Annotated in this window: 14 protein-coding genes; 8 read left to right on the top strand and 6 right to left on the bottom strand. The window is 72.6% G+C overall.

The annotated features are described in order from the left end of the window. Positions 1–150: 150 nt before the first annotated feature. The 3 genes from BIU98_RS16820 to BIU98_RS16810 all read left to right on the top strand — a co-directional run bounded on the left by BIU98_RS16820 (position 151) and on the right by BIU98_RS16810 (position 2,526). Positions 151–591 (top strand): OsmC family peroxiredoxin, encoded by a 441-nt coding sequence (locus tag BIU98_RS16820; RefSeq protein WP_071279069.1) that lies wholly within the window; start codon positions 151–153, stop codon positions 589–591. Between the two features lie 92 nt (positions 592–683). Continuing rightward, a complete protein-coding gene (locus BIU98_RS16815; protein ID WP_071279067.1) occupies positions 684–938 on the top strand; it encodes a hypothetical protein in 255 nt (84 codons plus the stop codon). Between the two features lie 70 nt (positions 939–1,008). Continuing rightward, positions 1,009–2,526 carry a threonine/serine exporter ThrE family protein gene (locus tag BIU98_RS16810; protein ID WP_071279065.1) on the top strand — a complete coding sequence of 506 codons (1,518 nt, stop codon included), beginning with the start codon at positions 1,009–1,011 and terminating at the stop codon, positions 2,524–2,526. A 50-nt stretch (positions 2,527–2,576) separates the two neighbouring features. Here BIU98_RS16810 and BIU98_RS16805 read toward each other — a convergent pair whose 3' ends face one another. Then, positions 2,577–2,771: a DUF2795 domain-containing protein gene (locus tag BIU98_RS16805; RefSeq protein ID WP_071279063.1), complete on the bottom strand. Its 195-nt coding sequence runs from the start codon at positions 2,769–2,771 to the stop codon at positions 2,577–2,579. 107 nt (positions 2,772–2,878) lie between these two features. Continuing rightward, positions 2,879–3,553: a TetR/AcrR family transcriptional regulator gene (locus BIU98_RS16800; RefSeq protein WP_071279061.1), complete on the bottom strand. Its 675-nt coding sequence runs from the start codon at positions 3,551–3,553 to the stop codon at positions 2,879–2,881. 226 nt (positions 3,554–3,779) lie between these two features. Here BIU98_RS16800 and BIU98_RS16795 point away from each other — a divergent pair, with 226 nt between their 5' ends. The 4 genes from BIU98_RS16795 (at position 3,780) to BIU98_RS16780 (ending at position 8,086) form a co-directional block, all read left to right on the top strand. After that, positions 3,780–4,103 carry a hypothetical protein gene (locus tag BIU98_RS16795; RefSeq protein ID WP_071279059.1) on the top strand — a complete coding sequence of 108 codons (324 nt, stop codon included), beginning with the start codon at positions 3,780–3,782 and terminating at the stop codon, positions 4,101–4,103. A 63-nt stretch (positions 4,104–4,166) separates the two neighbouring features. Next, on the top strand, positions 4,167–5,024 hold the full coding sequence (locus tag BIU98_RS16790) for an ABC transporter ATP-binding protein (protein WP_175481399.1): 858 nt from the start codon (positions 4,167–4,169) through the stop codon (positions 5,022–5,024). After that, positions 5,021–5,995 (top strand): iron-siderophore ABC transporter substrate-binding protein, encoded by a 975-nt coding sequence (locus BIU98_RS16785; protein WP_071279057.1) that lies wholly within the window; start codon positions 5,021–5,023, stop codon positions 5,993–5,995. Before BIU98_RS16790 ends, BIU98_RS16785 begins: the two co-directional genes overlap by 4 nt. A 3-nt stretch (positions 5,996–5,998) precedes the next feature. Beyond that, positions 5,999–8,086 (top strand): iron ABC transporter permease, encoded by a 2,088-nt coding sequence (locus tag BIU98_RS16780; protein ID WP_071279055.1) that lies wholly within the window; start codon positions 5,999–6,001, stop codon positions 8,084–8,086. A gap of 173 nt (positions 8,087–8,259) precedes the next feature. Here the strand turns inward: BIU98_RS16780 and BIU98_RS16775 are convergent, their stop codons facing one another. Together BIU98_RS16775 and BIU98_RS16770 are read right to left on the bottom strand one after the other, a co-directional pair. Next, positions 8,260–9,171 carry an SDR family oxidoreductase gene (locus tag BIU98_RS16775; RefSeq protein ID WP_071279053.1) on the bottom strand — a complete coding sequence of 304 codons (912 nt, stop codon included), beginning with the start codon at positions 9,169–9,171 and terminating at the stop codon, positions 8,260–8,262. A gap of 91 nt (positions 9,172–9,262) precedes the next feature. Beyond that, complete coding sequence (locus BIU98_RS16770; protein ID WP_071279051.1) at positions 9,263–10,162, bottom strand: helix-turn-helix transcriptional regulator; 900 nt, start codon at positions 10,160–10,162, stop codon at positions 9,263–9,265. A gap of 156 nt (positions 10,163–10,318) precedes the next feature. Here BIU98_RS16770 and BIU98_RS16765 point away from each other — a divergent pair, with 156 nt between their 5' ends. Then, positions 10,319–11,059 carry an SDR family oxidoreductase gene (locus BIU98_RS16765; protein WP_071279049.1) on the top strand — a complete coding sequence of 247 codons (741 nt, stop codon included), beginning with the start codon at positions 10,319–10,321 and terminating at the stop codon, positions 11,057–11,059. 53 nt (positions 11,060–11,112) lie between these two features. Here the strand turns inward: BIU98_RS16765 and BIU98_RS16760 are convergent, their stop codons facing one another. Together BIU98_RS16760 and BIU98_RS16755 are read right to left on the bottom strand one after the other, a co-directional pair. Further along, the gene (locus BIU98_RS16760) at positions 11,113–12,045 is read right to left on the bottom strand and encodes a PfkB family carbohydrate kinase (protein ID WP_071279047.1); all 933 of its coding nucleotides are present in this window, start codon (positions 12,043–12,045) and stop codon (positions 11,113–11,115) included. Next, positions 12,045–13,553 carry a cytosine permease gene (locus BIU98_RS16755; RefSeq protein ID WP_071279248.1) on the bottom strand — a complete coding sequence of 503 codons (1,509 nt, stop codon included), beginning with the start codon at positions 13,551–13,553 and terminating at the stop codon, positions 12,045–12,047. The genes BIU98_RS16760 and BIU98_RS16755 overlap by 1 nt, the downstream gene beginning before the upstream one ends. Positions 13,554–13,594 lie beyond the last annotated feature (41 nt).

Genomic DNA, 13,594 nt, shown 5'->3' with positions numbered 1-13,594 from the left:
GATATCGCCACCACGGCCGTGGACCGGCCGCCGAGGGCGCGTGCCCGAGTCTGCGTCTTCCCCGGGAAGGGGTTGCGAGAACGAGCGTTCTCCGCTTGACTCGGCTCTGGCGGGTCCGCTCGGTCCCTCCCCCACGACGAAAGGATCGGCATGCCCACGCGCACCGCTCGCACCGCCTGGAACGGCGGACTGAACGACGGCTCCGGCCAGGTCGAACTCTCCAGCTCCAAGGTCGGCACCTACGACGTCTCCTTCCCGAAGCGCGCCGCCGAGGACGCCGACGGCACCACCAGCCCCGAGGAGCTCATCGCCGCAGCGCACTCCGCCTGCTACGCGATGCAGTTCTCGGCCATCCTCGGCGAGGTCGGCGGCACCGTCGAGGCCCTCGACGTCAAGGCCGACGTCTCGCTCGGCCCGGACAGCGCCGGCGGCTTCAAGCTCACCGGCATCGTCCTCACCGTCAACGGCGAGATCTCCGGCGTCGACGAGGCCACCTTCCAGAAGGCCGCGCAGGACGCCAAGGCGACCTGCCCCGTCAGCAAGGCGCTCACCGGTGTCGAGATCACGCTGAACGCGACGCTCGAGCAGTAGTCCGCACCATCCACGGACTGGAGGCTCGGTGCCAGCTGGCACCGGGCCTCCCGTCCGTCATGTGGCCGCCCCCGGCGGCTACGCTCGTGGCCATGAGCGGACCGCGGCAGACCGGAACGCACGTCGCGCTGTGGCTCGGTCTGCTCGCCGCGGTCATCGGGACCGTCGTGGCCGTCACGCACCGTCGGATCCCGACCGGGTGGTTCGCCTATGCCCCGCTGTCCGACTACGCCTTCGTCGCCGGCACGACCAACTGGCCGGTCGTGATCGGGGCGGCCGTCGCTGTGTCCGGCGCGGTCGTCGCCGCCTTCGCGGCCGGGCGGCTCAGCGTCCGCCGCCGACGCTGACACAGCCGGACTCCGCGGCGCGTCCAGCGGACGTGCGGACTCGCGTCCGTCGGCCAGGCACAATGGCGTGATGCCCGACCCGCTCCACCCTGCTCCCCGGACGGGCCGCCCTCCGCGCCCTCCGCACCGCCCCCGTGCCAGGAGCGTCGCGCAGCACGACCTGCGGGACATCCGCGCCCGGCTGCGTGGCTCGATCTACGAGCACGTCGAACCGGACCGTCAGGCGGCCGCGCAGTACACGGCCGTGCAGATCGTCGACTTCTGCCTCGACGTCGCCGAGGTGATGCTGGCGTCCGGAGCCGACACCAGGAGCGTCGAGATCGCGCTGGTCGCCGTCGCGACGAAGTGGAACCTCGCACCGCTGGAGCTCGACTTCACCGGCAGCTCGGTGACGATCCAGTACGCGCCGTCCGACGGCCCCGTGCTGGTCAAGATGCGCACCGTGCGGTCGGACGGGTCGGACCTGAACCGGCTGGCGTGGGCGAACCAGATCGTCGACGACGTCATCCACGACGAGCGGGACATGACCTCGGCCGTGAGCGCGCTCGTCGCCGTGCTGCGGATGCCCTCCCGGTGGCCGACGTGGATCGCTGACGTCGGGCTGTCGATCCTCGGGACGTCGATCGCGATGCAGGCCGGTGGTGGCTGGCGTGCCGGCGTCGGGGCGTTCGTGCTGATGCTCGGCATCATCGTCTCCGGACGGTGGCTGACCGGCCGGGGCTACCCGCAGTTCTTCGTGTCCGGGGCGCAGGGCGCGGTCGCGTCGGTGATCGGCACGCTCGCGATCGGTGCCGGGGTCCTGCAGCCGACGGGCGCTGCGACGATGGTCGCGGCCCTCGTGGTGCTCCTGCTGCCCCACGTGTCGCTCGTGACGTGGGCGCAGGACGCGATCTCCGGCTTCCGGGCGATGGCCGTCGCCCGTGCGTTCTACATCGGGCTCGTCATCGCCGCGATCGTCGTGGGGGTGCCGGCGGGCATCGCGATGACGAAGTGGCTGCACCTCGAGGTGGACCCGTCGGGCATCGTGACGCAGACCCTGCCGCTCTGGGCGTCGCTGTCGCTGACCGTCGTGTCGGCCGCGGCGAACTGCTTCGTGCAGCAGGCGAGCGCGCGGGTGATCCCCGTCGCCGTCGTCTTCTCGGTGACCGCGGCCGCGGCGCTGTGGGGGCTCCGCCAGCTCGGGCTGCCGCTGCTCGGGGCGACCTTCGTGGCCGCGGTGCTGCTCGGCGTGCTGTCGACGTACGCCGCCGTGCGGATGCGGACGGCGGTCTCCGCGATCTCGGTGCCGGCGTTCTGCGGGGCGCTCCTGCCCGGTGTGGCCGTGTCGAACGCCCTGCTGAACTTCATGTCCGGCACGTCGAGTGCCGCACTGGACTTCGTCGCGGCCGTCTCCGTCGCACTCGGCATCGGCGCCGGTCTGGTGCTCGGGTCGCTCTTCGCGACACCGGGCGCACGACGGGCACTCCGGCGGTCGCGGCGGGTCCACGTGCAGTCGGTGCACAGCGACACCACGGCGATCCGGGTGCTGCGCGACACGGGGTACGACCCCGGGAACGGGACGGTCCCCCGAGGGTCACGCACGCCCTGACAGCGGGCGGCGGGACCGGCGGGGGACCGGCCGTGGGGTGACGCTCGGCGTCAGTCGGTCTCAGAGACGGCCTTCGACACTGCGGTCGGGCCGTCGTACTCCTGGTCCGGGATCTGCTTGAGGGCGTCGAGGACGTTGTCGTCCGCACCCTCCTTCTCGGCCGTCGTGACGATGTCGTCCTTCGACGCCGGGTAGTCGATACCGCTCAGGAACTTCTGGACCTGGATCGGGTTCGGTGCTGCCATGACGGCTCCTTCCGTTGGAGGTCCCGTCGTACCCGGCGCACCCTCGTCACGCTGCCAGCAGCGCGTCCTCCGGCCAGTGACGCGTGCCGCGGCCAGAGGCGTCGGGGTCAGATGTCCCAGCCGTCGTCGGCCCAGGTGGACAGCCGCCGGGCGGCCTGGGGCTCGTAGCGCTCCATCCACCCGCGCTCCAGCCGGGCCACGGAGCGGTCGAACGCCGGCACCAGGTCGAGGTCCGCGCGCAGCAGGGCCTGCAGCTGCAGCCCCTCGTACAGCGCGATGAGCTGTTCCGCTCCACGGCGCGGGTCCATCGTGTGCGGCGCGCGGCCGACGGCGATGTCGTGCTCGAGCCCGCGCTTGATCTGCAGGAAGAAGAGCTGGTAGCGGGATCGGAGGTACGTCGACATCGGGTGCGCGGGGTTGCCGGCGACCGAGAGCAGCGCGACGAGCAGGCGCATGAGCGCGGGGTCCTCGGCGTTCGAGGCGACGATGGCACGGAGGAGCTCGACGGTCGTGCCGTTGCCGACGTCCTGGGTGACGTCGTCCATCCGCGTGCCGTTCCAGCGGTCGAGCGCGGCGAGCACCAGGCCGTCCCACGACGGGAAGTGCTGGCGCAGCTCGTACACGCTGATCGCGAGCCGGTCGGCCACGTCCTCGGGGCGGGCCTCGTGGAAGGGCACGTCCCGCAACAGGTCGACGGTGGCACCCACGATCGTGATGCGCAGGTGCAGGGTCGCGGCCGCGGCGGCAGCTGCCGCGGTGTCCGCGCTGGTGTCTTCGAGCATCGTGCCCTCCGTCGATCCGGGACGCCGAGCCGACGTCGTCGTGGCGCGTGTCCGATCCGCGGACGTCCTGTCCGCATGGCCGTCCCAGGACGGGCGGCTGGGCAAGTCAACCGCGTTCCGGGGCCGAGCAGCATCCCCGGTCCGGGGGTCGTGCGGAAGGGGGACAGCACCGCGTGCCCCGCCGCGGTCCTGGCGGGTTCCCGGCCGGTTGTGTGAGCATGCCGCCATGACCCCGAACGACCCCATCGCCCAGGGACTGGCCACCATGGCGTCCGCCGGCTTCGAGTTCGGCGGCGACACCGACCAGGTCGCGCACGACGTCCGCACCATGTGGGAACAGCTCGGCCGGCCGCACGGCGCATTCGACGCCGCCGCGCACGCGATCGCCGTGCTGCCGCAGCGGCCGGAGGTCCCCGTCGCCGACCAGGCACGCCGCCGCGAGCTCGAGCGGGCATTCGGGATCAACCCCGTCGAGATCGAGCTGGCCGCCGCGATGTCGGCCCGCGAACTGCTCGAGGCGATGGCGAGGAGCTGCGGCGTCTCGGGCTGAGACCGGCACCCACCTGACGCCCGCGCTTGCGGAACGGTACGAAGGTTAGGCTAACCTTACTGCGTGGTCGATCTCCGAGCTGATGCCGTCACCGTGGCCTACCAGGGTGACGCTGTCGTGCACGGCGCGTCCCTGGAGCTCGTCGCCGGCCGCGTGACCGCGCTCGTCGGGCCGAACGGGTCGGGCAAGTCCACGCTGCTGCGGACGATCGCGCGACTGCAGTCGGCGCGGAGTGGCGCGGTGACGCTGCACGACGGGGCACCGCCGGCCGACGGGACCGCTGACGCGGACGCGGCGGTCGACTGCCTCGCCCTCTCGCCGAAGGCCTTCGCGCAGCGCGTCGCACTCCTCACCCAGGGCCGGCCGACCCCCGGCGGCCTGCGCATCCGCGACGTCGTCGCGTTCGGCCGTCACCCGTACCGCTCGCGCTTCGGCGGGTCCGACCCCGACGGGGCGGCGGTCGTCGAGCACGCCCTCGACGTCACCGGCCTGCGCGACCTCACCGACCGGCACGTCGACCAGCTCTCCGGTGGACAGCTGCAGCGTGTCTGGCTGGCGAGCTGCCTCGCACAGGAGACCGACGTGCTCCTGCTCGACGAGCCGACCACCTACCTCGACCTCCGCTACCAGGTGGAGCTCCTCGACCTGATCCGCGACCTCGCCGACGAGCGGCACATCGCCGTCGGCGTGGTCCTGCACGACCTCGACCAGGCCGCAGCCGTCGCCGACCGCGTCGTCCTGCTCGAGGCCGGGGTCGTCGTCGCGGAGGGCACCCCGGCCGAGGTCTTCACCTCGGACGGACTCTCCGCCGTGTACGGCATCCGGATCGACGTCGACCACGACCCCTCCACCGGACGCCTGCGCACCCGCGCCGTCGGCCGACACCACACCCGCACCGAAAGGCTCCACAGCAGCTCATGAAGCGCCTCCTCACCGCCACCGCCGTCGCCGTCTCCGTCGCGATCGGCCTGACCGCCTGCGGCGCGACCCAGTCGGCGACCGACGCGACCTCCTCGGCGTCGAAGATCACCGTCACCGACGCCACGGGCACGAAGGTGATCCTCGACGGCGCCGCGGAGAAGGTCGTCGGGACCGAGTGGAACGTCGTCGAGGACCTCGAGACCCTCGGTGTCGCACCGGCCGGGGTGGCCGACGTCAAGGGCTACTCGGCGTGGGACTCCGCCGTGCCGCTCACGGGCGACCCGAAGGACATCGGCACGCGCGGTGAGCCGAGCACGGACACCATCGCCTCGATCGCGCCCGACCTCATCGTGGCGACGACCTCGCTCAAGTCCTCCGTCATCACGCAGCTGCGGAAGATCGCGCCGACCCTCGTGGTGGAGTCCGCCGAAGGGAAGGACCAGCTCGCGAACATGAAGAAGACGCTCGACCTCATCGCGACGGCGACCGGCACCACCGCGAAGGCGACGACGGTCTGGAAGGGCTTCGAGTCGAAGCTCGCGGACGCGAAGCAGCAGCTCGCCGACGCGGGCAAGGACGGCACGCGCGTGGCCTTCGCCGACGCGTACGTGCTCTCGAACCAGGTGACGATCCGTCCGTACACGAAGACCTCCGCGATCGGTGCCGTGAACACCGCACTCGGCCTCGAGAACGCGTGGACCATCACGGGCGACGCGGCGTACGGCCTCGGGTCGACCGACGTCGAGGGCCTCACCGCGCTGCCCGACGACACCACGTTCCTCTACATCGGCAACGACGTGGACGGCGACGACGTCTTCGCGAAGACCCTGGCGTCGAACGACGTGTGGAAGTCGCTGCCCTTCGTCGAGCAGGGTGCCGTCCACCGCCTCGACGACGGCATCTGGATGTTCGGCGGCCCCGGGTCGATGGAGGCCTACGTCGAGGCCGCCGTCGCCGCGATCACGAAGTAGCGGGTGATCGACACCCCGGCGCCGGTCCGCGCCGTCCCGGCCGCCGGTCGCTCGGGACGTGCGCGGACCCGGCGCGTCTCCCTCGGCGTCGCGCTGCTGCTCGGTGGGCTCGTCGTCGTCGCGATCCTCGCGGCGATCGACGTCACGCAGGGCACGGCCGACGTCGGACCCGGTGCGCTGTGGAAGGCCGTCACGGGGAACGCCGACCGAACGGACGCCTCGGTCGTGGTGGCGTCCCGCCTGCCGCGGATGGTCGCCGGGCTCCTGGTCGGCGTGGCCCTCGGGGTGGCCGGCGCCGCGATGCAGGCCGTCACGCGGAACGTGCTCGCGTCCCCGGACACGCTGGCCGTCAACGCGGGCGCCTACCTCGCGCTCGGGCTCGGGTCCGTCTCCGGCATCGGGTTCGGCGTCCTGGCGCAGTCGGGCCTCGCGTTCCTCGGTGGGCTCGGTGCCGCGGCGGTCGTGCTCGCGCTCTCGGGTCTCGGCAGCGGGACCGTCCGACTGGTGCTCGCCGGGTCGGCCCTCGCGCTCGGACTCGGTGCGGTGACGAACGCCCTGGTCCTGCTGTTCCCCCAGGAGACCCAGGGGATGTACGCGTGGAGCCAGGGCGGCATCGCGCAGAACGGCTTCGGCGGGCTCGTGCCGATGCTGCCGTTCCTGGCCGTCGGCGTCGCCGGCTTCGTGTTCGTGTCCCGCCGGGTCGACGCCCTGGCGCTCGGCGACGACACCGCCCGCGGGCTCGGCGTCCCCGTGCACGGCACCCGGGTCGTCGCGATCGTGCTCGCCGTGGTGCTGTCGGCAGCGGCCGTCACCGTCGCCGGCCCGATCGGCTTCGTCGGCCTCTCCGCCCCCGCGCTCGTCCGCCCCCTCGCCCGGCGCTTCCCGACGCTGCACCGGTCGTGGGCGGCGTTCCCGGTCGCCGGGCTCGTCGGCGCCGGCATCGTGCTCGCGTCCGACGTCCTGCTCCGCGCGGTGGTGCACGGCGACGCGGCGACCGCGGTGCCGACCGGCGTCGTGACGAGCGTCGTCGGCGCGGTGTTCCTCGTCGTGATGGCCCTCCGCACGCGGGACTCCGGCCAGTCCGGGCAGCTCGAGGGCGCCAGCGTCCCCGGTCGGTGGACCGTGCCCGTCGTCATCGGCTCGCTCGTCGTGGTCCTGGTCGGGGTCGTCATCGCGTCGGTGCTGCTCGGCGACGCGAAGCTGCTCCTCGGCGACGTCACGAACTGGCTCACCGGGCGGGCCAACCAGGCCATCGCCTTCATCCTCGACACCCGGGTCCCCCGGGTGTCCGCCGCGCTGCTGGCCGGAGCCGCCCTCGCGCTCGCCGGCACGGTCGTGCAGGCCGTCACACGGAACCCCCTGGCCGACCCCGGCGTGCTGGGGGTGTCCAGCGGCGCGGGACTCGGCGCGGTCGTCGTCGTGACCGCGGTGCCCGTCGTCGGGACGTGGACCACGGCGGGCGGGGCCTTCCTCGGCGCCGCCGTCGCCGCCGCCGTCGTGTTCGGGCTCGCTGCCCGCGGTGGGTTCCGCCAGGACCGGCTGGTGCTCGTCGGCATCGGCGTCTCGTCCGGGCTCACCGCGATGATCAGCCTGGTGATCGTCCTGACCGACCCGTTCAACGCGACGAAGGCGCTGACGTGGCTGTCCGGCTCGACCTACGGCCGCACGTGGGCGGACTGCCTGCCGGTCGCCGTCGTCCTCGTGGTGTCGCTCGCCGTCGTCGTCGCCCGGCGCCGGGAGCTCGACCTCGTCTCCCTCGACGAGGACACCCCGCGCCTCCTCGGCGTCCGGCTGTCCCGCACCCGGTTCGGCTTCCTCGCGGTGTCGGTGCTGCTCACCGCGACGGCGATCGCCGCGGTCGGGACGATCGGCTTCGTGGGGCTCGTCGCACCGCACGCGGCCAGGGCACTGGTGGGCCGGAAGCACGCCGCCGTGGTGCCCGTGGCCGTGCTGCTCGGCGCGGTGCTCGTGTGCGTCGGCGACGTCGTCGGGCGGACCGTCATCGCACCGGCACAGCTCGGCGCGGGGATCCTCACCGCCGTCATCGGCACGCCGTACTTCATCTGGCTGCTCGTCCGCACGCCGCGCTGAGCGCCGCACGCCCCGCCCGCGCGCCCGCGTCCGCCCGGAACGAGGAATGGTGCGAGGTTCCCCACACCGTGCGGGCACAGGACCCAGCACGGCTAGTGGAACCTCGCACCATCAGCGCAACTCAGCGCAATTCGGGCGCGGCCGGCACACAGCCGACCGGCACGCAGCAGCCGCTACGGCGTCGGCATGCCGCCGTCGACGTGGAGCGTCTCCCCGACGACGTACGACGACTCGCCGCTCGCCAGGAACACGTACGCCGGCGCGAGCTCGGCCGGCTGGCCCCAGCGGCCCAGGTAGGTCTGCTCACCGGCGGACGGCAGCGCCTCCGGCGGCTGACCACCGGCCGGCTGCAGCGGCGTCCAGATCGGGCCCGGTGCGACGGCGTTGACGCGGATGCCCTTCGGCGCGAGCTGCGCGGCGAGGCCCTTCGCGAGGTTGTTCACGGTGGCCTTGGTGGCCGCGTAGTGCACCAGGTGCGGCGACGGCGCGTAGGCCTGGATCGAGGTCGTGTTGATGATCGTCGAGCCCGGCTTCAGGTGCGGGACGGCGGCCTTCGTGATGCGGAACGTCGCGTAGACGTTCGTCTTGAAGGTCTCGTCGAACTCGTCGTCGGAGATCTTCGTGATGTCGTCGACGTTCTGCTGCTTGCCGGCGTTGTTCACCAGGACGTCGAGCCCACCGAGCTCCTGCACGGCGGTCGCGACGAGCTGCTCGCAGAACTCGAGCGACGTGATGTCACCCGGGATCGCGACGGCCTTGCGGCCGGCGGCCTCGATGAGCGAGACGATGCGGTCGGCATCTTCCTGCTCCTCGGGGAGGTAGTTGATGGCCACGTCGGCACCCTCGCGGGCGTACGCGATCGCGACGGCGGCACCGATGCCGGAGTCACCGCCGGTGATGAGCGCCTTGCGGCCCTCGAGTCGGCCCGAGCCGCGGTAGGTGTCCTCACCGTGGTCGGCCGGGACGTTCTCCGCCATCTCGGCGTCCGTGCCGGCACCCTTGAGGTACTGCTCGTCGGGCGTCTTGTCGGCGTAGAGCTTCGTCGGGTCCTGCATCGTGTACTGGTCGATCTGCTGGTCCGTCATGTCCCTCACGGTACGCAGCGCGGTCACCGCACCGCCCAGGAGGCTGTCCCCCGGTTGCGCACACCGGCCACGGCCCGGCAGGCGGCCACCGTCAAGACCGGTCGCCCGACACCGCACCGTCGCCGCCGGCACCGTCGCTGCCGACGCCGGCACCGTCGGGTACTCCCCCGTCGCTGCCGCGACTCGTCGCCAGTGCCGCCAGGAGGCGGACCTTCTCGGCGCTCTCGCTGTCCGTGTCCGGGTAGTACACGACGAACAGCAGACCGTCGACGGGGAACTTCTCGCGGTGCATCCGCACGGTCCCCACCGAGGGGTGGTGCACGACGGTCGAGTTCCCCGTGAGCCGGCGGACGTCCTGCCGGGCCCAGAGGGACCGGAACCGCGCGCTGGCCATCGAGAGCTCCCCGACGATCTCGACCGCCCGGGCATCGGTGACGTCGTCGCCGACCGTGTGCCGGAAGGACGCGACCGCGTCGGCCGTCGCGGTCTCCCAGTCGTCGTGGAACTCGCGCTCCTCCGCGTCGAGGAGCAGCGACCGCAAGCGGTTCTCCCCCGGGGTCAGGCGCGGCGAGAAGGCCGTCGCGACCGCGTTCACGGCCAGGACGTCGAAGTACCGCCCCTCGACGAACGCCGGCACCTCGAGCGTGGCGAGGAGCTGGTACAGGCGGGCCGGCACGCGTTCGACCGCGCGACGACGCCGTGGCCTCGTGCGGGTCGCTCCGAGACCGAGGAGGAACTCGGTCTCCACGTCGTCGAGCTGGAGCACCCGCGCCAGGGACTCCAGCACCTGCGCCGACGGGTTGCCGTCTCGCCCGCGTTCGAGGCGCAGGTAGTAGTCGAGGCTGATCCCGGCGAGCAGTGCGACCTCCTCGCGCCGGAGTCCGGTGACCCGCCGGTTCCCGCCGGGAGCGAGTCCGACCTGCTCCGGCGTGACGAGGCCCCGCCGTGCGAGCAGGTACTCGCCGAGCCGGTTCGCCGTGGGTTCGTCCATGCCGCTCACGCTACTGAGCACTCCGGATGCCAGGGGTGCCCTGTCACTCCCCTGGACCACGGGGGACCTCCCGCGGTCCTGACGGCGCGCGCACCATCGAGTCGTCCCACCCATCACAGGACCACCCACCACGAAGAACCAGAGAAGAGCACTGCCATGGACATCCACGACCGCACCGTCCTCATCGTCGGCGGCACGTCCGGCATCGGCCGCGGCCTCGCCCGTCGTCTCGCGGACGCCGGCTCCACCGTCGTCGTCGGCGGCCGCGACACCGGTCGGGTCGACGACCTCGAGACCGTCTCCGTCGACGTCACTGACCCGGGTTCGGTCCTCCGTGCTCGCGACGAGGTGCTGACGGCGCACCCCGACCTCGACCTCGTCGTGACGATGTCCGGCGTGATGCTGCTCGAGGACCTCCGCGACCCGGCGCACTTCGCGTCCTCGGCGACCACGATCGACGTCAACCTGCTCGGCACCATCCGCGTGCTCGACGCCTTCACGCCGCACCTCGTCGCGCAGGGCCACGGCGACTTCCTGACGGTGACCTCCGGCATCGCGTTCATGCCGTTCCCGCTCATGGCGACCTACGGTGCGTCGAAGGCCGCGGTCCACGCGTACAGCGAGGCCCTCCGCGCTCAGCTCGCGGGCACCGGCGTCGGCGTCACCGAACTCGTGCCGCCCGCGGTCGCCACCGCCGGCCAGGAGCAGGTGAACCCGAACGCCCTGCCGCTCGACGCATACCTCGACGAGGCCGTCGGCCTGCTCACGCAGACACCGACGCCGCACGAGGTCGTCGTCGAGCGCGCACAGGCGCTGCGGTGGGCCGAGCGCGACGGCACGTACGCCGCGCTGCTCGAGCAGCGGTCGCAGTCACTCGCCACCCTGCCCGGGCGCTGAGCCGCCGGGCACGGGTCCCGGACGGGAGGCTCGGGGCACGCCCGCCACGCCGCCTACGACGCGTGCGCCGCCAGGAACGCGTCGGTCTCGGCGCGCGTGGGCGCCGTCGCGGGGCCGGGTCGCGAGACCGCGATCGCCGCGGCGGCGTTCGCCCGCCGGACCGCGTCGAGGAGCGCCGCACCGCGGGAGAGCGCCGCGACGAGCACACCGCCGTGCGCGTCCCCGGCGCCGTTCGTGTCGACGGCCGTCACCGGGAACCCCGGCACCAGGACGGGCCCGTCGGGCAGCGAGCGGTCGGCCACCCAGCACCCGGCCCCGCCGTCACGCACCAGCACCGTGCCGGACGCACCCGCGGCCATGGTGGTGACCGCCTGACGGAGGTCGGCCGACCCCGGGGACAGCAGCCGAGCCTCCCGGGCGTTCGTGGACAGCACGTCCGCGCGCGCCATGACGGGGCCGAGCACCGCCGGGTCGAGCGTGTCGACGAGCGGCGACGGGTCGAACACGACCCGGACGCCCTCGGGGACGGACCCGAGCCAGTCGGCGATCGCCCGCCCGTTCACGGGGTGTGCCAGGCCGTAGCCGGAGACGAACAGCGTGTCGTCGTCGCGGAGCGTGACGCGGGCGAGCTCCTCGGCACCGAGCCGTCCTTCGGCGCCGACGCTCGTGACGAAGGTGCGCTCGGTGGAGGCGTCCACGAGCGCGACGCAGTACCCGCTGTCGACGTCGTCGAGGCCGGGCTGCAGGACCTCGACGTCAGCGTCCACGAGTGCCCGGCGGACGACGTCACCGAACGGGCCCGTGCCGTACTGGCCGGCGAAGACGACCTCGAGCCCGTCCCGGCGTGCGGCGACCATGGTGTTCAGCCCACCGCCGGCCGTGATGTCCGACGACGACGCGATGACGTCGCCACCCGGCTCGGGCAGGGTGCCGATCCGCATCACGATGTCGACGATCACGTTGCCGACCGAGATGAGCCGGGGCATCAGGCGCGCTCGCGGACGGGCATCGGCGCGGACTCGTCCACGGGCTCGTGCAGGACGCCCTTCGGCCCGCCGGTGAGTGCGTAGATCGCCGCGGCGACGATGAACGTGACGATCCAGCCGAGGCCGTTCGCACCGATCCACGTCGAGGAGAACGCCCCGACGAAGACCGGGTCGGCGTCGCCGACCTGCACGTTGGTGAACAGGAAGCCGACGACGATCGCGACGGCCCAGGCGACCACCGCACGCCAGGCGATGCCACCGGAGTACCAGTAGCGACCACCGGCGCGGAGGTCGAGCAGGGCCTCGGGGTCGTACCAGGTGCGCCGCACGATGTCGGCGATGAAGACCCCGAGCCAGGCGGTGATCGGGACGGCGAGCACCGAGATGAACGTGATGAACGGCGCGTAGAAGCCGTCGGCCACGAGCATGAAGTACATCGCGCCGAGCGTGGTCACGACGACGTCGACGGCGACCGCCCACACCCGGGGCACCTTGATGCCGAGGGTCAGCGTGGTGAGGCTCGCCGAGTACACGGACAGGTGGTTCGACAGCAGCAGACCACCGAACGCGGCGATCAGGTACGGCACGGCCATCCAGCCGGGCAGCAGGTCGCGGATCGCTGCCACCGGGTCGCCGGCCTGGGCGAGCGTCGGGTCACCGGCGGACACGAGCGCACCGAGCCCGACGAGCAGCACGAGCGGGATGCCGGCGCCGGCGGCGCTCGCGGCGACGAGCTTCGACGCGCGGACGCTGCGCTTGGAGTACCGGGCGATGTCCGCACCGGCGGTGGCCCAGCCGATCCCGGTGCCGGCGGCGATCGTGCCGATGCCGATCGCCATCGCGGCGAACGGCCCGGCGGGGGCGCTGCCGACGACCTGCCAGTCGACGCGGAGCACCAGGAACACGGCGACGAACAGGTTCAGCGCGCCGAACACCCACGTCGCCCACTTCTGCACGGCGACGATGAACGCGTGGCCGAGGCCGGAGATGAGCACGGTCGCGACGACGAACACCAGGATGGCGACGATCGTCAGGACCGGGTTGTGCTTGGCGTCGCCGTCCGTCCCGGCTGCGTCCTTCCACCCGATGATCGTGAAGAGCGACAGCAGGACGAACGCGGCCGTCGTCGTGTTCACCGTCTCCCAGCCCAGGCGGGACAACAGCGACACGAACGTCGGGCCGATGTTGCCGCGCACGCCGAAGACCGCGCGGCTCAGGGTCAGGCCGGGTGCACCGCCGCGACGACCCGCGACCGAGATCACGCCGACGACGGCGAACGACCCGGCAGCGCCGATCACGGCGACGAGCAGCGCCTGCCAGATGTTCAGGTGCTGGAAGGCCACCAGGGTCGCCCCGAGCGGCAGCCCGAGGATCGAGATGTTCGCGGCGAACCAGACCCAGAACAGCGCGCCGGCGTTCCCGGTGCGCTCGGCGGCGGGGACGGGCTCGATCCCGCGTTGTTCGATGCTGGTGAGCGTGCCGCTGGAGTGGGGAGCGGTGTCGGACATCATTCCTCTTACGTCGTCGGAAGGGCTTGCGGGGGGGGAGA

Source organism: Curtobacterium sp. MMLR14_010 (genome assembly GCF_001865015.1).
GTDB lineage: Bacteria > Actinomycetota > Actinomycetes > Actinomycetales > Microbacteriaceae > Curtobacterium.
Note: the sequence above shows the minus strand (reverse complement) of the source record. Positions and strands in the feature narration are given on the sequence as shown.